Source organism: Angustibacter sp. Root456, from assembly GCF_001426435.1.
GTDB lineage: Bacteria > Actinomycetota > Actinomycetes > Actinomycetales > Angustibacteraceae > Angustibacter.
In genome coordinates this window covers 238358-255983 of the sequence record NZ_LMER01000015.1, presented here as the reverse complement: position 1 = coordinate 255983, position 17626 = coordinate 238358, and the positions used below count along the sequence as shown (strand labels likewise).

The following is a 17626-nucleotide window of genomic DNA, read 5'->3' as shown; positions in this document are numbered from 1 at the left end:
CCATGACCACGCTCACCCCGATCCTCAGCGAGTTCTGGGACGCCGACCGCTCGTGGTCGATGGAGACCTACGAGGCGCACGACGGCTACCAGGCGCTGCGCAAGGCGCTCGGCATGGCGCAGGCCGACGTCATCACGACCGTCAAGGACTCCGGCCTGCGCGGGCGCGGCGGCGCCGGCTTCCCCACCGGCATGAAGTGGGGCTTCCTGCCCCCGCCGGACGGCGGCCCTCGCTACCTCGTCGTCAACGCCGACGAGTCCGAGCCGGGCACCTGCAAGGACATCCCGCTCATGATGGCGACGCCGCAGTTCCTCATCGAGGGCGTCGCCATCACCTCGTACGCCATCGGCTGCAACCACGCCTTCATCTACGTGCGCGGCGAGGTCGTGCACGTGCTCCGCCGCCTGATGCGCGCGGTCGAGGAGGCGTACGCGAAGGGCTACCTGGGCAAGAACATCCTCGGCTCGGGGTTCGACCTCGACGTCACCGTGCACGCCGGCGCGGGCGCGTACATCTGCGGTGAGGAGACCGCGCTGCTCGACTCCCTCGAGGGTCGTCGCGGCCAGCCGCGGCTGAAGCCGCCGTTCCCCGCGGTGGCGGGCCTGTACGCGCGCCCGACGGTGGTCAACAACGTCGAGTCGATCGCCAGCGTGCCGCCGATCCTGCTCAAGGGCGCGGACTGGTTCACGTCCATGGGCACCGAGAAGTCCACGGGCTTCGGCTTCTTCAGCCTCTCGGGCCACGTCAAGCACCCGGGCCAGTACGAGGCACCGCTGGGCATCACGCTGCGCGAGCTGCTCGACATGGCCGGCGGCATGCGCAGCGAGCAGAGCAAGCTGAAGTTCTGGACGCCGGGCGGATCGTCGACGCCCATCTTCACCGCCGAGCACCTCGACGTCCCGCTGGACTTCGAGTCGGTCGGTGCCGCGGGCTCGATGCTCGGCACGCGCGCGCTGCAGATCTTCGACGACACCACGTGCGTCGTACGGGCGGTCGACCGCTGGATCGACTTCTACGCCCACGAGTCCTGCGGCAAGTGCACGCCGTGCCGCGAGGGCAACTACTGGATGAAGCAGGTGCTGCACCGGCTCGAGCACGGCCAGGGCACGGAGGCCGACCTCGACAAGCTGCTCGACATCTGCGACAACATCCTCGGTCGCGCGTTCTGCGCGCTCGGAGACGGTGCCACGAGCCCGGTGACGTCGAGCATCCAGTACTTCCGCGACGAGTACCTGCGGCACCTGCCGTCCGCTGAGAACCCCAGCGGTGGCTGCCCGTTCGACCGCGCAGCCTCCGCCCTGTTCGCACCTGAGGTGATCGCAGCACCATGACGACGACGACCAGCGTCACCACCCCCTCGGGCGGGGACGCCGCCAAGCGCGACGACCTCGTCTCGATGGTCATCGACGGCGCCACCGTCGAGGTGCCCAAGGGCACGCTCGTCATCCGGGCCGCCGAGCAGGTGGGCGTGCAGATCCCGCGCTTCTGCGACCACCCGCTGCTCGAGCCGGTCGGCGCCTGCCGCCAGTGCCTGGTGGAGGTCTCGACCCCCGGTCCGGACGGCTCGCTGCGCGCCATGCCCAAGCCGCAGGCCTCCTGCACCCTCGCCGTCAGCGAGGGCATGGTGGTCAAGACCCAGCGCACGTCGCCGGTGGCCGACAAGGCCCAGCACGGCGTCATGGAGTTCCTGCTCATCAACCACCCGCTGGACTGCCCGGTCTGCGACAAGGGCGGCGAGTGCCCGCTGCAGAACCAGGCGCTGTCGAACGGCCGGCCCGAGACCCGCTTCGACGACGTCAAGCGCACGTACCCCAAGCCGATCAACATCTCGAGCCAGGTGCTGCTCGACCGCGATCGCTGCGTGCTGTGTGCGCGCTGCACCCGCTTCAGCAAGCAGATCGCCGGCGACCCGTTCATCGAGCTGGTCGAGCGCAGCGCGCTGCAGCAGGTCGGGATCTACGCCAAGCAGCCGTTCGAGAGCTACTTCAGCGGCAACACCGTGCAGATCTGCCCGGTGGGCGCGCTGACGGGTGCCGCCTACCGCTTCCGCGCCCGGCCGTTCGACCTCGTGTCGGTGCCGTCGGTGTGCGAGCACTGCGCGTCCGGCTGCGGCCTGCGCACCGACCACCGCCGTGGCGTGGTGCTGCGCCGGCTGGCCGACAACGACCCGCAGGTCAACGAGGAGTGGAACTGCGACAAGGGGCGCTGGGCCTTCCAGTACGCCACGCTCGACCGTCTCACCCACCCGCTCGTGCGCGACACCGACACCGGCGAGCTGCGCGTGGCCTCCTGGCCCGAGGCGCTGTCCGTCGCCGCCGAGGGGCTGCGCGCCGCCCGCGCGGCCGGCGGCGTCGGCGTCCTCACCGGCGGGCGCGTGACGCACGAGGACGCCTACGCGTACGCCAAGTTCGCGCGCGTCGTGCTGGGCACCAACGACGTCGACTTCCGCGCCCGGCCGCAGTCGGCCGAGGAGGCCGAGTTCCTGGCCCACGCCGTGGCGGGGGCCTGGGTCGGCGCCGAGGGCGTCAGCTACGACCAGCTCGAGCAGGCTCCGGCCGTGCTGCTGGTGGGGCTGGAACCCGAGGAGGAGTCGCCGATCGTCTTCCTGCGCCTGCGCAAGGCCGTGCGGGCGCACCGCCAGCAGGTCGTCTCCATCGCCAGCTGGGCCACCCGCGGGCTCGAGAAGCTCGACGGCCGGCTGATCCCGGCCGGTCCCGGCACCGAGGCCGAGGTGCTCGACGCCCTCGCCGAGGGCCTGGCCGAGGTCGAGGACACCACCCAGCTGCTGCGCGCCGAGGGCGCTGTGGTGCTGGTCGGCGAGCGGCTGTCGCAGACGCCCGGCGCCCTGTCGGCGGTGCTGCGCCTGGCCGAGGCCACCGGCGCTCGCATCGCCTGGGTGCCCCGGCGCGCCGGTGAGCGCGGCGCCGTCGAGGCCGGTGCGCTGCCGAACCTGCTGCCCGGGGGCCGCCCGGTCGGCGACGCCGCAGCGCGCGTCGACCTGGCCGCGGCCTGGGCCGTCGACGGCCTGCCCGAGCAGCCCGGACGCGACACCGCCGCCATGCTGGAGGCCGCGCGCAGCGGCGAGCTCGGCGGCCTGGTCGTGGGCGGTGTCGAACCGGCTGACCTGGCCGATCCCGTGGCCGCGGTCGAGGCACTCGACGCCGCCGGGTTCGTCGTCTCCCTCGAGCTGCGGCCGAGCGCCGTCACCGAGCGCGCCGACGTCGTCCTGCCGGTCGCCGCGGTCGCCGAGAAGGGCGGCACGTTCTGGACCTGGGAGGGTCGCGAGCGGCCCTTCGGTATCGCGCTGGAGACCAACGCGCTCAGCGACTACCGCGTGCTCGACCTGCTGGCCGACGAGCTGGACGTCCCGCTGGGCCTGCGCGACCTCGCCAGCGTGCGGGCCCAGGCCGCCGAGATCGCGGTGTGGGACGGCGAGCGGGCTGCGGCGCCGTCCGTGCCGGCCGCCGAGCCCCCGGCGGTCGGCCCCAACCAGGCCGTGCTGTCGACGTGGCACCTGCTGCTCGACGCCGGCCGGCTGCAGGACGGCGAGCCCTGGCTCGCCGGCACCGCCCGTAGACCGGTGGTGCGTCTGTCGGCCGCCACGGCCGCCGAGGTCGGTGTCGCCGAGGGCGACCTGGTCACCGTGTCGACCGAGCGCGGTCAGCTCACGCTCCCGCTGGTGGTCACCGACATGCCCGAGCGGGCCGTGTGGCTGCCCACGAACCAGACGGGATACCCGGTGCGTACGCTCCTCGGGGCTGATTCCGGCTCCGTCGTCACGCTCAGCAGGGGAGGTGCGGCATGACCACGGCCCTGCTCACGGCCAACCCCGGCGCCGCTGACTTCAGCGACACCACGTGGTGGCTGGTCGTCATCAAGGCGCTGGCGATCTTCGTCTTCTTGATGCTCAACACGCTCATCGTCATCTGGTTCGAGCGCCGGGTCATCGGGCGCATGCAGCAGCGGCCGGGCCCGAACCGCACCGGCCCGTTCGGCCTGCTGCAGACGCTGGCCGACGGCATCAAGCTGGCGCTGAAGGAGGACATCATCCCCAAGGCCGCCGACAAGGCGGTCTACATCATCGCCCCGGCGATCGCCGGTGCGATGGCGTTCGTGTCCTTCGCGATCATCCCGTTCGGTCCCGAGGTCTCGATCTTCGGGCACCGCACCCCGCTGCAGCTCACCGACATCCCCGTCGCGGTGATCTTCGTGCTCGCCGTCGCGAGCGTCGGCGTCTACGGCATCCTGCTGGCCGGCTGGTCGTCGGGTTCGACGTACCCGCTGCTCGGTGGACTGCGCTCGTCGGCGCAGATCGTCAGCTACGAGATCGCCATGGGCCTGTCGCTCGTGCCGGTGTTCCTCTACGCGGGCTCGATGTCGACGTCCGAGATCGTGCACGCGCAGACCTCGCAGTGGTTCATCATCCCCGCGATCTTCTCGTTCGTGGTCTACGTCATCACGATGCTGGGTGAGACCAACCGCCTGCCGTTCGACCTCGCCGAGGGCGAGGGTGAGCTCACCGGTGGCTTCCACACCGAGTACTCCTCGCTGAAGTTCGCGATGTTCTTCCTCGGCGAGTACGTCAACATGCTCACCGTCTCCGCTCTCGCCACCACCTTGTTCCTCGGCGGCTGGCGCGCCCCGTGGCCGCTGTCGTCGATCAACGACGGCATGTTCAACCACGGCTGGTGGCCGATCCTGTGGTTCGTCGTCAAGCTGTGGATGTTCCTGTTCTTCTTCGTCTGGGTCCGCGGCTCGCTGCCCCGGGTGCGGTACGACCAGTTCATGCGGTTCGGCTGGAAGTTCCTCATCCCCGCCAGCCTGCTGTGGATCGTGGCCGTCGCGACGATCCGCGCGCTGCCCGACATCACCGACACCGGACGTCGCGGCCTGTTCATCGCCATCGGCGTGCTGGCGCTGATCGGTGGCGCCATTGCCTGGGCCGTCGACTCGCGCTCGGCCCGCCGCGCGGACGAAGGCGGCTGGGACCTCGGCGAGATCGACCCGTTCGCCGGTGGCCACCCCGTGCCACCACTGCCCGGCCAGACCATCGCGGTGACCCGCGGGCCCCGCCCGCGGCCCGCGGACTCGGAGCGCGCGCTCACCGGCGCGGCCCCGAGCACCACCGAGGAGGATCTTCGTGGCTGACGGATCACTGCGTCCGGCCGGCGACTCGACGCCGGCGCAGGGCGGGCGAGGCCATGCCGAGCCCCGCGAGCCCCGCAAGAGCGACAAGAAGCGGCTGCTGGCCACGCTGGCGCCCCAGGTCGCGGGCTTCGGCGTCGCCTTCTCGACGATGTTCAAGAAGGTCGCTACCGAGGAGTACCCCGAGAAGCCGCGCGGCACCGAGCCGCGGTACCACGGCCGGCACCAGCTCAACCGTCACCCCGACGGTCTGGAGAAGTGCATCGGCTGCGAGCTGTGCGCCTGGGCCTGCCCGGCTGACGCCATCTACGTCGAGGGCGCCGACAACACCGAGGACGCGCGCTACTCCCCGGGTGAGCGCTACGGCCGCGTCTACCAGATCAACTACCTGCGCTGCATCTTCTGTGGGCTGTGCATCGAGGCGTGCCCCACGCGCGCGCTCACGATGACCAACGAGTACGAGCTCGCCGACGACGCCCGCGGCAAGCTCATCTTCGAGAAGGACCAGCTGCTCGCGCCGCTGCGCGCCGGCATGCTCGCCCCGCCCCACCCCATGCCCGAGGGCGCGAACGACAAGAGCTACTACCGCGGTGAGGTCGACAAGGCCACGCCCGAGCAGCAGGCGTGGGTCGAGGAGCGCGCCGGTCAGCTCGGCGACGAGTCGGCCTCGGCCCTCGGCCCGCAGACGCAGGGCACGGCACTGGCCGAGGAGGCCCGTCGATGAACGCCATCGTCCTGCCGGCCCAGCTGCTCGCGGCCGGTGACCCGTCGCCTGGCTCGGCCGAGACGGTGATGTTCTGGATCCTCGGGCCGATCATGGTGCTCGCCGCGCTCGGTCTGGTCTTCGCGCGCAAGGCGGTGCACGCGGCGCTCGGCATGGCGGTGGTCATGGTGAGCCTCGGGGCGATCTACCTGGCTCAGGACGCCGACTTCCTCGGCGTCATCCAGGTGTTCGTCTACACCGGTGCCGTGATGATGCTGTTCCTGTTCGTGCTGATGCTGGTGGGCGTCGACTCCTCGGACTCGATGATCGAGACGATCACCGGCCAGCGCTGGGTGGGCCTGCTGCTCGCGATCGGACTCGGCGTGCTGCTCATCGCCGGCGTCGGCTCCGCGACCTTCGGTCAGCCGCTCGGCCTCGCCGACGCGAACGCGGACGGCAACGTCAACGGCATCGCCAACCTCATCTTCGGCAAGTACGTGTGGGCCTTCGAGGTCACCAGCGCCCTGCTGATCACCGCCGCCATGGGCTCGATGGTGCTGGCGCACCGTGAGCGGCTCGGCATCAAGCGCACCCAGCGCGTGCAGGCCGAGGAGCGGTTCCGCACCGGCAGGATGCCGGCGGGCCTGCCGGCCCCGGGCGTCTTCGCCCGCCACAACGCCGTCGACACCCCGGCCCTGCTGCCCGACGGCACGCCGAGCGAGCTGTCGGTGTCGCGGGTGCTGCGCATCCGCCAGCAGGTGCGCCCTGCCGACGACTTCGACCGTGACGTCCCGGCCATCGAGCAGGACGTCGAGGAGGGGGGCCGGCGATGAACCTGACCAACTACGTGTACCTGGCGTCGATCCTGTTCGCGATCGGTGCGGTCACGGTGCTGCTGCGGCGCAACGCGATCGTGGTGTTCATGGGCGTCGAGCTCATGCTCAACGCGACCAACCTGCTGTTCGTGACCTTCGCCCGCATGCAGGGCAGCCTCGACGGTCAGGTGGTGGCGCTGTTCGTGATGCTCGTCGCGGCCGCCGAGGTCGTCGTCGGGCTCGCGATCATCCTGAGCATCTTCCGCGCCCGCCGCTCGGCCTCGGTCGACGACGCCAACCTGCTCAAGCTCTGACGGGCACGAGAACCGAAACGGAACCGATACCCAGATGACCACCACATCGCTCCTCGCGGCCGAGGGCACGTCGCAGGTCGCCGCAGCGTCGGGCGTCTTCTCCCTGACCTGGCTGCTGATCGGGCTGCCGCTGCTCGGCGCCGTGGTGCTGCTCTTCGGCGGCCGGCGCACCGACCGCTTCGGCCACCTGCTCGGCACCGCCGCCTCGTGGGCCGCGTTCGTCGTCGCGGCGCTGCTGTTCTTCGCCATGGTCGGCAAGGGCTCCGGCGAGCGCGCGGTGGGTCAGCACCTGTTCACCTGGGTGCCCGCGGGGTCGTTCAAGGTCGACGCCGGGCTGCTTCTCGACCCGCTGTCGATGGCCTTCGTCCTGCTCGTGACGTTCGTCGGCTCGCTGATCCACGTGTACTCGATCGCGTACATGGAGCACGACGCCGACCGGCGGCGCTTCTTCGGCTACCTCAACCTCTTCGTGGCCTCGATGCTGCTGCTGGTGCTGGCTGACAGCTACCTGCTGCTGTACGTCGGCTGGGAGGGCGTCGGCCTGGCGTCGTACCTGCTCATCGGCTTCTGGTACCAGAACTCCGCGTACGCGGCCGCCGGCAAGAAGGCGTTCGTGGCCAACCGGGTCGGCGACTTCGGCCTGTCCGTCGCGATCATGATCATGTTCGTGCAGTTCGGCGGGGTCGACTTCCGCTCGGTGTTCGCGGGCGCGAGCGGCGCGTCCGAGGGTGCGCTCACCGCCATCGGCCTGATGCTGCTGCTCGGAGCGTGCGGCAAGTCGGCGCAGTTCCCCTTGCAGTCCTGGCTCGGTGACGCCATGGCCGGCCCGACGCCGGTCTCGGCGCTCATCCACGCGGCCACGATGGTCACCGCCGGCGTCTACCTCGTCGTGCGCTCGCACCCGATCTTCGACCTCGCGCCCACCGCGCAGCTGGTGGTCGTCATCGTGGGCGCGATCACGCTGCTGTTCGGTGCGATCGTCGGCTGCGCGAAGGACGACATCAAGAAGGCTCTCGCCGCCTCCACCATGAGCCAGATCGGCTACATGATGCTGGCTGCCGGCCTCGGCCCGATCGGCTACGCGTTCGCGATCTTCCACCTGCTCACGCACGGCTTCTTCAAGGCCGGCATGTTCCTCGGGGCCGGGTCGGTCATGCACGGTATGAACGACCGCGTCGACATGCGCCGGTTCGGCGGCCTGTCCGGCGTCATGAAGATCACCTGGATCACCTTCGGGCTCGGGTGGCTCGCGATCCTGGGCGTCCCGCCGTTCGCCGGCTTCTGGAGCAAGGACAAGATCATCGAGGCCGCGTTCATCGGCGAGGGCTGGCGGCCGTGGGTCTTCGGCCTGGCCGCGCTCATCGGCGCCGGGATCACGGCGTTCTACATGTCGCGCCTGTTCTTCATGACCTTCCAGGGCAAGCGGCGGTGGGAGGACGACGTCCACCCGCACGAGTCCCCGCTGCTCATGACCGTGCCCATGATGGTGCTGGCGGTCGGCTCGGCCTTCCTCGGCCTGATCCTGGGTCCGACGAACCTCATCACCAACTGGCTGGCGCCGGTCGTCGGCGAGCACGCCGAGGGCGAGCCGGTGATCGCCGTCCCGGTGCTCATGGTGCTCACCCTGCTGCTCGTGGTGATCGGCATCGCGCTGGCCTGGATGCAGTACTGGCGCGCCCAGGTGCCCCTCGTGGCGCCGACCGGCTCGCTGCTCACCCGCGCGGCCCGCCGCGACCTGCTGCAGGACGACGTCAACGAGGCCGTGCTCATGCGCCCGGGCCAGCACCTGACCCGCTCGCTGGTGTTCGTCGACAACAAGGGCGTCGACGGCGCCGTGGGCGGCTTCGCCGCACTCATCGGCGGGACGTCGGCCCGGCTGCGTCGCTGGCAGAACGGCTTCGTGCGCTCGTACGCCCTCAGCATGCTGGCCGGCGTCGTCGTCGTGCTGGCCGCGCTGGCGGTGATCCGGTGAGCGCCCCGGTGACCGACCCGGTGACTGACCTCAGCTGCCCTGACCACCCGCGACGCGGAACGGACCGATGATGCAGAACTTCCCCTGGCTGACGGTGATCGGCGCCGTGCCGCTCGTCGGCGCGGTGGTCGTGGCCCTGCTGCCGCGTGGACTGGCCGGGCGGGCCAAGCAGGTCGCCCTCGCGGTGTCACTCGTGCCGCTGGTGCTGACCATCGCCATGGCCCTGCGCTTCGAGGCCGGCGGCCCGCAGTTCCAGTTCACCGAGCACCACCGCTGGATCCCGCAGTTCGGCGTGAGCTACGCGGTCGGCGTCGACGGCATCGCGCTGGTGCTCGTGGCGCTCGCCGTCGTCCTGACGCCGGTGTGCATCCTGGCCGCCTGGCACGACGTGCCCGAGGTCGGGCGGCGCGAGCAGAACTACTTCGCGCTTTTCCTCGTGCTCGAGACGATGATGGTCGGCGTCTTCGCGGCCACCGACGTGTTCTTGTTCTACGTCTTCTTCGAGGCGATGCTGATCCCGGTCTACTTCCTGATCGGGTCCTTCGGCGGGGCGCAGCGCCAGTACGCAGCGGTGAAGTTCCTGCTCTACTCCCTCGCCGGCGGTCTGGTGATGCTCGTCGGCGTCATCGCGCTCTACTTCGCCGGCCCCGGGGGCGCGGACGGCTTCCTGCTCAGCAAGCTCACCGGCCTCGACATGGGGGTGGGTGCCGAGCGGCTGATGTTCCTGGCCTTCTTCTTCGCCTTCGCGGTGAAGGCCCCGATGTTCCCCGTGCACACCTGGCTGCCCGACGCTGCGGCCGAGGCTCCCGCGCCGGTGTCCGTGCTGCTCGTGGGCGTGCTCGACAAGGTCGGCACCTTCGGCATGATCCGCTTCTGCCTGCCGCTGTTCCCAGACGCCTCGCGCTGGGCGACGCCGGTCGTCATCGTGCTGGCGCTGGTGTCGATCATCTACGGCGCGCTGCTCGCGATCGGGCAGACCGACCTGCTGCGGCTGATCGCCTACACGTCGGTGTCGCACTTCGGCTTCATCGTGCTCGGCATCTTCGCCATGACCTCGCCCGGCCAGAGCGGCTCGACGCTGTACATGGTCAACCACGGCTTCTCCACCGCGGCGCTGTTCCTCGTGGCGGCCATGCTGATCCGACGGCGTGGCTCGCGTCGGATCCCCGACTACGGCGGCTGGCAGCGGGTCACCCCGCTCATCGCGGGAGTGTTCCTCCTGGCCGGCATGTCGAGCCTGGCGCTGCCGGGCCTGTCGAGCTTCGTCAGCGAGTTCCTGGTGCTGGTGGGCACGTTCAGCCGGTACCCGGCGGCCGGTGTCGTGGCCACCGTGGGCATCATCCTGGCCGCGCTCTACATCCTGCTGATGTACCAGCGCATGATGACCGGCCCGCGCCCCGAGACCGTCACGGGGACTCGCGACCTCGGGGCACGCGAGGCGTGGGTCGTGGCGCCGCTGATCGTCGCGATCATCGGGCTCGGTGTCTTCCCCAAGCTCGTGCTCGACGTCGTCGACCCGGCCGTGAAGAAGACCATGACCCAGGTGGGGGTCACCGACCCCGCGCCGCGGGTCGCCCCTGCAGCTGAAGGGACCTCCAAGTGAGCGCGCTGGTGACGGCGGACGTCACGGCACCGTCGGTCAGCTACCACCTGGTGGCGCCGATGCTGATCGTCCTCGGGACGGCGCTGGTCGGCGTCCTGGTCGAGGCGTTCGTCCCGCGGCGCTGGCGCTACGCGAGCCAGGTCAGCGTCACGCTGGTCGGCCTGATCGCGGCCTTCATCGCCGTCGTGCTGGCCAGCGACCACACCAAGGCGAGCACGCTGGCCCGAGCGGTGGTCATCGACGGTCCGGCGCTGTTCTTGCAGGGCACGATCCTGGTGCTGGCGATCCTCGCGGTGCTCACGATGGCTGAGCGGTTCGCGGGCAACGAGGGCGACGCCTTCACCTCGCAGGGGGCGAGCGTGCCCGGCTCGGCGTACGAGGCGGCCACCGCCCGCGCCGGCTGGGTGCAGACCGAGGTCTTCCCGCTGACGCTGTTCTCCGTGGCGGGCATGATGCTCTTCCCGGCCGCGGGCGACCTGCTGACCCTGTTCGTCGCGCTCGAGGTGCTGTCGCTGCCGCTGTACCTGCTCACCGGCCTGGCCCGCCGTCGCCGGCTGCTGTCGCAGGAGGGCGCGCTCAAGTACTTCCTGCTCGGGTCGTTCTCGTCGGCGTTCTTCCTGTTCGGAGCGGCGCTGCTGTTCGGCTTCTCGGGCTCGCTCTACCTCGGTGACATCGCCCAGGCGATCGGCACCCGCACCAACGCCGACGCGATGCTGCTGATCGGCATCGCGATGGTGGCGATCGGGCTGCTGTTCAAGGTCGGCGCCGTCCCGTTCCACGCCTGGACGCCGGACGCCTACCAGGGTGCTCCCACCCCGGTCACCGGCTTCATGGCCGCGTGCACCAAGGTCGCGGCCTTCGGCGCGATGCTGCGCGTGTTCTACGTCGCGGTGAGCGCGGCGCGCTGGGACTGGCAGCCGATCGTGTGGGGTGTCGCCATCATCACGATGGTGGTCGGTTCCGTCCTGGCCATCACCCAGACCGACATCAAGCGCCTGCTGGCCTACTCGTCCATCGCGCACGCGGGCTTCGTGCTCACCGGCGTGCTGGCCTTCGACCGCGCCGGCATCGCGGGCACGCTGTTCTACCTGGCGGCGTACGGCTTCACCACGATCGGCGCCTTCGCCGTCGTCACGCTGGTGCGCGACAGCGCCGGCGAGGCGACGCACCTGTCGCAGTGGGCCGGCCTGGCGCGCCGCTCGCCGCTGCTGGCCGGCGTCTTCACGCTGTTCCTGCTCGCCTTCGCGGGCATCCCGTTGACGTCGGGTTTCACCAGCAAGTTCGCGGTGTTCTCGGCGGCGATCGCGAACGGCGGCACCTGGCTGGCGGTGGTCGGTGTGATCTCGAGCGCGATCGCGGCGTTCTTCTACGTCCGCGTCATCGTGCTGATGTACTTCTCGGCGCCGGCGCCGGACTCCGAAGGCACCCTCGTGGCGGCGCCGAGCGCCTTCACCACGATCGCGATCGGCATCGGCGCGCTCATGACGATCCTGCTGGGCGTCCTGCCCGGCCCGCTCCTCGACCTGGCGAGCCGCTCGGCTCTGTTCCTGCCTTGACGACGCCATGACCGACCTCACGAGCGCCAGTGGAGCCGAGGCCTTCGGGCTGCTGCTCGACGACGCCGACCTCGGGGCCGCCGTCACCGACGGCATGGCGCGGGTCGAGCAGGGGCTGCGCGAGTCGGTCGGTCACGTCGACAACTACATCGCCACGACGGCGGGGCACCTGCTCGGGGCGGGTGGCAAGCGGTTCCGGCCGTTGCTGACGCTGCTCGCCTCGCAGGTCGGCCCGCAGGCGGGCAAGGTCTCGGACGACGTCGTCAAGGCGGCCGTGGTCGTCGAGCTGACCCACCTGGCCTCCCTCTACCACGACGACGTCATGGACGAGGCGCTCATGCGCCGGGGCTCGCAGTCAGCCAACGCCCGGTGGGGCAACACGGTGGCGATCCTCACCGGCGACCTGCTCTTCGCGCGGGCCTCGCAGGTGGTGTCGGATCTCGGCGCCGACGCGGTGCGCGTGCAGGCCATGACGTTCGAGACGTTGTGCTCGGGCCAGATCCGCGAGACGGTCGGACCGGCCGAGGGCCAGGACCCCGTCGAGCACTACCTCGCGGTGCTCGCCGAGAAGACCGGAGTGCTCATCGCGACCGCGGGTCGCTTCGGTGCGTGGTTCTCCGGCTGCGACGAGGCCACCACCGAAGTCATGCGCCAGTACGGCGAGCGCATCGGTGTCGCCTTCCAGCTGGCCGACGACCTCATCGACCTGTCGTCCCAGGCCGAGCAGTCGGGCAAGACGCCGGGCACCGACCTGCGCGAGGGCGTGGCCACGCTGCCGGTGCTGTTCGCCCGCGAGTCCGACGACCCGGCCGACGCGCGCCTGCGCGAGCTGCTCGACGGTGACCTCACCGACGACGTCCGGCACGCCGAGGCGCTCGAGCTGCTGCGCCGTCACCCGGCCATGGAGCGGGCGCGGGCGCAGACGCGCGAGTGGGCCGAGGCCGCCCGGCAGGCGCTCGAGCCGCTGCCCGACAGCCCGGTCAAGGCGGCCCTGGCCACGCTGGCCGACGGCGTCGTCGAGCGCACCGCCTGACCCACCCCCCTGCGCGGCCCTTCCCGTTGATCACGTCAAGTGGGTGACACGCCGCTTGTCGAGGGGTGCAACCCTCGACAAGCGGCGTGTCCCCTCGGGAACCGGATCAACGGGCGGGGGGAGAGCCTAGGGGCGGCGTCCACAGGGGCCAGGAGTGTGGTTGACGGTGGCCACCAGCCTGCGAGAAGATCGTCCGGCACGCCGTGGGGCGCGGAGCGTGGGCGTGGCAGGAGGGGCTCGAGGGTGGACGTCACGTTGTTGAGCGCGTTCGTGCGGGTGTCGGAGATCGGGTCGATCTCTGAGGCGGCGCCGGTGCTGGGCTACTCCCAGCCGGGGCTGAGCCAACGGATCCAGTCGCTCGAACGCCGGCTGGGGTGCCGGCTGTTCGAGCGCGGCCCGCAGGGGGTGCAGCTCACCGACACCGGTGCGGCCGTGCTGCCCTACGCACGGATCCTGCTCACGGTGGCCGACGAGCTCGCCGCCACCGCGCGGCGCCCCGTCGGCTAGGGCGCCTGCTCCGGCACGGTGGTCGCGACGAGGGCGCGGCTGCGCCGTCGTCGCGACGCCTGCACCGAGTCGACGGTGAGCACCACCAGGGCCGACCACACGATCGCGAAGCCCACCCACCGCGAGAGCGGCACGCTCTCGCCGAGCAGCAGCACGCCCACGAGCAGCTGCAGCACCGGCGTGACGAACTGCAGCAGACCGATCGTCACGAGCGGCACGCGCCGAGCCGAGGCCGCGAACAGCAGCAGCGGCAGCGCCGTGGCCACGCCGGTGGAGGCGAGCAGCAGCCCGTGCCAGGGGGCGTCGACGGTCATGGTGCCGCGCCCCGTCACCTCGAGCCACACCAGCGCCGCGGCGGCCAGCGGGAAGAGCAGCGCCGTCTCGGTGGTGAGGCTCGCGACGGCACCGACGTTCACGCCCACGCGCTTCTTCATGAGCCCGTACGTCGCGAACGACGCCGCGAGCGACAGCGCGATCCACGGCGGCCGCCCGTACCCCGCGGTGAGGACGACGACCGCGACCGCTCCGAGGCCCACAGCCACCCACTGCGGCCGGCTGAGCCGCTCGCGCAGCACCAGCACCCCGAACAGCACGGTGACCAGTGGGTTGATGAAGTAGCCGAGCGCCGCCTCGACGACGTGCCCGGAGTTCACGGCGTAGACGTAGATACCCCAGTTGAGCGCGATGCACAGCGCGGCCACGGCGAGCGTCGCCAGCTGGCGGGGTGCGCGCAACAGCGGCCGCACCCACGCCACCTGCCGGGTCGCGGCGAGCAGCAGCAGGCACACCACGAGCGACCAGGCCACGCGGTGCACGACGATCTCGACCGCACCGGCCGGCTTCAGCGCGCGGAAGTACAGCGGGAACGCGCCCCACAGCAGGTAGGCGCCGGCGCCGTAGACGGTGCCGCGCCGCAGCTCGCGTGCCTCGGCGTCGTCGTCAGAGGCGCTCACGCGCCCCCGCCGACCGTCCAGGTGTCGTTGCCCGCGATGAGTGACTGCAGGGCCTCGGTGGTAGGCGGGCCGTCGGCGCTGGCGGTCGTCACCTGCGCGCGCACGAGGTCGTCGTACGTCGGGCGCTCGACGTCGCGGAAGACGCCGACCGGCACGTGCGTCATGTCGGGGGAGTCCAGGCGCGACAGCGCGAACGCGAGCGAGGGGTCAGCGGCGTGCGCGTCGTGCACCAGCGCGGGGCGCCCGTCGGACGCCGGCACCACGGCCAGCGAGCCGTCGGCCTCGCGCACCACCACGCGGGCCTCGTCGCCCTCCCCGAGGGTGAGCGGCTCGCCGTGCTGCAGCCGCAGCAGCCGGGCCTGCGCCTGGTCGCGGTCCTTGAGGACGTCGAACGCCCCGTCGTTGAAGATCGGGCAGTTCTGGTAGATCTCGACGAGTGCGGTGCCGCGGTGCTCGGCCGCGGCACGCAGCACCTCGGTGAGGTGCTTGCGGTCGGAGTCGAGCGTGCGGGCCACGAAGGTCGCCTCGGCGCCGAGGGCCAGCGACACCGGGTTGAAGGGGTTGTCGACCGACCCGGCGGGCGTCGACTTGGTGACCTTGCCCGTCTCGGACGTCGGCGAGTACTGCCCCTTGGTGAGCCCGTAGATCCGGTTGTTGAACAGCAGGATCTTGAGGTTCACGTTGCGCCGCAGCGCGTGCACGAGGTGGTTGCCGCCGATGGAGAGCGCGTCACCATCGCCGGTGACGACCCAGATCGACAGGTCAGGGCGCGAGACCGCGAGCCCGGTGGCGATGGCCGGCGCGCGCCCGTGGATCGAGTGCATCCCGTAGGTGTTCATGTAGTACGGGAAGCGGCTCGAGCAGCCGATGCCGGAGATGAACACGATGTTCTCCCGGCGCAGGCCCAGCTCGGGCAAGAAGCCCTGCATCGTCGCGAGCACCGCGTAGTCACCGCAGCCCGGGCACCAGCGCACCTCCTGGTCGGAGGTGAACTGCTTCTTGGTCTGCGGCGCGGCGCCGTCGGGCAGCCGGGGGACGTCAGCCAGCCCGGAGGGCATGCCGAGGTCGATGGTCATGAGCGCACCTCCTGGGCGATGACGGGTGCTCCGCTCGCCGCGGAGATGACCTCGGCGAGCTCGGTGGTGGTGAACGGCAGGCCGCGCACCTGGTTGTAGCCGGTGACGTCGACGAGGTACTTCGCGCGCAGCAGCATCGACAGCTGCCCGAGGTTCATCTCGGGCACGATCACCTGGCGGTACGCGCGCAGCACCTCACCGGTGTTGGCGGGGAACGGGTTCAGGTGCCGCAGGTGCGCTTGGGCGACCCGGCCACCGGCGGCCCGCACGTCGCGCACCGCCGCGCTGATCGGCCCGAACGTCGAGCCCCACCCGAGCACGAGCACGTCGGCGCCGCGGCCCTCGGCGTCCTCGGGGTCGTCGACGACCAGCGGCGGCACCGACCGTGCGACGCCGTCGACCTTGGCCTGGCGCAGCCGCACCATGTGGTCGTGGTTGTCGGGGTCGTAGCTGATGTTGCCCGTGACGTCGGCCTTCTCGATGCCGCCGATGCGGTGCTCGAGACCGGCCGTGCCCGGCACCGCCCACGGGCGGGCGAGCGTCTCGGGGTCGCGCAGGTAGGGGCGGAACACCGGCTCACCGGCGTCGTCGACGGCGTTCGGCGCGCTGGCCAGCTCGACGTCCATGGCCGGCAGCGCCTCCAGCTGCGGCACCCGCCACGGCTCGGACCCGTTGGCGAGGTAGCCGTCCGACAGCAAGAACACGGGCGTGCGGTAGGTCGTGGCGATGCGCACGGCCTCGACCGCGGCGTCGAAGCAGTCGGCCGGTGAGCTGGCCGCGACGATCGGCACCGGCGCCTCGCCGTTGCGGCCGAACATCGCCTGCAGCAGGTCGCTCTGCTCGGTCTTGGTGGGCAGACCGGTCGATGGGCCGCCGCGCTGGATGTCGCAGATGACGAGCGGCAGCTCGAGCGAGACAGCCAGCCCGATGGTCTCCGACTTCAGGGCGACGCCGGGGCCGGACGTGCTGGTGACGCCCACGGCCCCGCCGAACGACGCGCCGAGCGCCGCCCCGATGCCGGCGATCTCGTCCTCGGCCTGCAGCGTCGTGACGCCGAAGCGCTTGAGGCCCGACAGCGTGTGCAGGACGTCGGACGCCGGCGTGATCGGGTACGAGCCCAGCACCAGCGGCCGCCCGGCGAGGTGCGCGCCGACGACGAGGCCGTAGGCCAGGGCGATGTTGCCGGTGATGTTGCGGTAGGTGCCGGGCGCCATCGGGGCGGGAGCGATCGAGTAGCGCACCGCGAAGTCCTCGGTGGTCTCGCCGTAGTTCCACCCCGCGTGCAGCGCGGCGAGGTTGGCCTTCAGGATCTCGGGCTTCGCCGCGAACTTGGCGTGCAGGAACGCCTCGGTGGTGTCGGTGGGCCGGTCGTACAGCCACGACAGCAGGCCGAGGGCGAACATGTTCTTCGCCCGCTCCTTCTCCTTGCGGGTCAGCTCGAAGTCGGCCAGCGCCTCGACCGTGATGGAGGTGAGCGGCAGCGGGTGCAGGTGGTACGACGCGAGCGTGTCGTCGTCCAGGGGGCTCGTGGTGTAGCCGACCTTGGCGAGGTTGCGCTTGCTGAACTCGTCGGTGTCGACGATCACGGTCGCGCCGCGGGGCAGGTCGCGCAGGTTGGCCTTCAGGGCGGCGGGGTTCATCGCGACGAGCACGTCCGGTGCGTCGCCCGGCGTCATGACGTCGTGGTCGGCGAAGTGCAGCTGGAAGCTCGAGACGCCCGGCAGCGTGCCCTGCGGCGCGCGGATCTCGGCGGGGAAGTTGGGCAGCGTCGACAGGTCGTTGCCGAGCGCCGCGGTCTCGGACGTGAAGCGGTCGCCCGTCAGCTGCATGCCGTCGCCGGAGTCACCGGCGAATCGGATCACCACGCGGTCCAGCTTGCGGACGGCCTTGCCGCTCGTGGGGTGCTTCATCTGCGCCGTCATCGCCCTGTTGTCGAGGTCTTCGCTACC

14 protein-coding genes are annotated in these 17626 nt (G+C 71.1%); 11 read left to right on the top strand and 3 right to left on the bottom strand.

The window, feature by feature from the left end; all coding sequences use genetic code 11:
- Window positions 1-2 precede the first annotated feature (2 nt).
- The 11 genes from nuoF (at window position 3) to ASD06_RS19625 (ending at window position 13648) form a co-directional block, all read left to right on the top strand.
- Window positions 3-1331, top strand: coding sequence for an NADH-quinone oxidoreductase subunit NuoF (nuoF, locus tag ASD06_RS08950; protein WP_056675948.1), 1329 nt, complete (start codon window positions 3-5; stop codon window positions 1329-1331).
- Window positions 1328-3805: an NADH-quinone oxidoreductase subunit G gene (locus tag ASD06_RS08945; protein ID WP_056675944.1), complete on the top strand. Its 2478-nt coding sequence runs from the start codon at window positions 1328-1330 to the stop codon at window positions 3803-3805. The genes nuoF and ASD06_RS08945 overlap by 4 nt, the downstream gene beginning before the upstream one ends.
- Window positions 3802-5148, top strand: a complete 1347-nt coding sequence (gene nuoH, locus ASD06_RS08940; RefSeq protein WP_082537861.1) for an NADH-quinone oxidoreductase subunit NuoH — start codon at window positions 3802-3804, stop codon at window positions 5146-5148. The genes ASD06_RS08945 and nuoH overlap by 4 nt, the downstream gene beginning before the upstream one ends.
- The gene (gene nuoI, locus ASD06_RS08935) at window positions 5141-5869 is read left to right on the top strand and encodes an NADH-quinone oxidoreductase subunit NuoI (RefSeq protein WP_082537860.1); all 729 of its coding nucleotides are present in this window, start codon (window positions 5141-5143) and stop codon (window positions 5867-5869) included. The genes nuoH and nuoI overlap by 8 nt, the downstream gene beginning before the upstream one ends.
- Window positions 5866-6681: an NADH-quinone oxidoreductase subunit J gene (locus tag ASD06_RS08930; RefSeq protein ID WP_056675941.1), complete on the top strand. Its 816-nt coding sequence runs from the start codon at window positions 5866-5868 to the stop codon at window positions 6679-6681. The genes nuoI and ASD06_RS08930 overlap by 4 nt, the downstream gene beginning before the upstream one ends.
- A complete protein-coding gene (nuoK, locus tag ASD06_RS08925; protein ID WP_056675937.1) occupies window positions 6678-6977 on the top strand; it encodes an NADH-quinone oxidoreductase subunit NuoK in 300 nt (99 codons plus the stop codon). Before ASD06_RS08930 ends, nuoK begins: the two co-directional genes overlap by 4 nt.
- Before the next feature lie 34 nt (window positions 6978-7011).
- Window positions 7012-8949, top strand: a complete 1938-nt coding sequence (nuoL, locus tag ASD06_RS08920) for an NADH-quinone oxidoreductase subunit L (RefSeq protein ID WP_056675934.1) — start codon at window positions 7012-7014, stop codon at window positions 8947-8949.
- Between the two features lie 70 nt (window positions 8950-9019).
- A complete protein-coding gene (locus tag ASD06_RS08915; protein ID WP_056676430.1) occupies window positions 9020-10552 on the top strand; it encodes an NADH-quinone oxidoreductase subunit M in 1533 nt (510 codons plus the stop codon).
- A complete protein-coding gene (nuoN, locus tag ASD06_RS08910) occupies window positions 10549-12108 on the top strand; it encodes an NADH-quinone oxidoreductase subunit NuoN (protein ID WP_056675933.1) in 1560 nt (519 codons plus the stop codon). The genes ASD06_RS08915 and nuoN overlap by 4 nt, the downstream gene beginning before the upstream one ends.
- A gap of 7 nt (window positions 12109-12115) precedes the next feature.
- Window positions 12116-13141 carry a polyprenyl synthetase family protein gene (locus tag ASD06_RS08905; RefSeq protein WP_056675930.1) on the top strand — a complete coding sequence of 342 codons (1026 nt, stop codon included), beginning with the start codon at window positions 12116-12118 and terminating at the stop codon, window positions 13139-13141.
- A 243-nt stretch (window positions 13142-13384) separates the two neighbouring features.
- Window positions 13385-13648, top strand: coding sequence for a LysR family transcriptional regulator (locus ASD06_RS19625; protein WP_056675926.1), 264 nt, complete (start codon window positions 13385-13387; stop codon window positions 13646-13648).
- Here the strand turns inward: ASD06_RS19625 and rarD are convergent.
- Genes rarD through ASD06_RS08885 form a run of 3 tightly spaced genes read right to left on the bottom strand, consistent with a single transcriptional unit; the run spans window position 13645 to window position 17599 of the window.
- Window positions 13645-14601 (bottom strand): EamA family transporter RarD, encoded by a 957-nt coding sequence (gene rarD / locus ASD06_RS08895; RefSeq protein WP_056675923.1) that lies wholly within the window; start codon window positions 14599-14601, stop codon window positions 13645-13647. The genes ASD06_RS19625 and rarD overlap by 4 nt on opposite strands.
- Entirely contained in the window at window positions 14598-15677 is a 1080-nt protein-coding gene (locus ASD06_RS08890) for a 2-oxoacid:ferredoxin oxidoreductase subunit beta (RefSeq protein WP_056675920.1), read from the bottom strand. Before ASD06_RS08890 ends, rarD begins: the two co-directional genes overlap by 4 nt.
- Entirely contained in the window at window positions 15674-17599 is a 1926-nt protein-coding gene (locus tag ASD06_RS08885) for a 2-oxoacid:acceptor oxidoreductase subunit alpha (protein ID WP_056675916.1), read from the bottom strand. The genes ASD06_RS08890 and ASD06_RS08885 overlap by 4 nt, the downstream gene beginning before the upstream one ends.
- Window positions 17600-17626 lie beyond the last annotated feature (27 nt).

Excerpts from the sequence above, each read along its gene's own strand:
- ASD06_RS08885 (WP_056675916.1), bottom strand. The coding sequence starts at position 17,599 with ATGACGGCGCAGATGAAGCACCCCACGAGCGGCAAGGCCGTCCGCAAG.
- ASD06_RS08945 (WP_056675944.1), top strand. The coding sequence starts at position 1,328 with ATGACGACGACGACCAGCGTCACCACCCCCTCGGGCGGGGACGCCGCC.
- nuoF (WP_056675948.1), top strand. The coding sequence starts at position 3 with ATGACCACGCTCACCCCGATCCTCAGCGAGTTCTGGGACGCCGACCGC.
- nuoK (WP_056675937.1), top strand. The coding sequence starts at position 6,678 with ATGAACCTGACCAACTACGTGTACCTGGCGTCGATCCTGTTCGCGATC.
- nuoL (WP_056675934.1), top strand. The coding sequence starts at position 7,012 with ATGACCACCACATCGCTCCTCGCGGCCGAGGGCACGTCGCAGGTCGCC.
- nuoH (WP_082537861.1), top strand. The coding sequence starts at position 3,802 with ATGACCACGGCCCTGCTCACGGCCAACCCCGGCGCCGCTGACTTCAGC.
- ASD06_RS08930 (WP_056675941.1), top strand. The coding sequence starts at position 5,866 with ATGAACGCCATCGTCCTGCCGGCCCAGCTGCTCGCGGCCGGTGACCCG.
- ASD06_RS08890 (WP_056675920.1), bottom strand. The coding sequence starts at position 15,677 with ATGACCATCGACCTCGGCATGCCCTCCGGGCTGGCTGACGTCCCCCGG.
- ASD06_RS08915 (WP_056676430.1), top strand. The coding sequence starts at position 9,020 with ATGCAGAACTTCCCCTGGCTGACGGTGATCGGCGCCGTGCCGCTCGTC.
- ASD06_RS08905 (WP_056675930.1), top strand. The coding sequence starts at position 12,116 with ATGACCGACCTCACGAGCGCCAGTGGAGCCGAGGCCTTCGGGCTGCTG.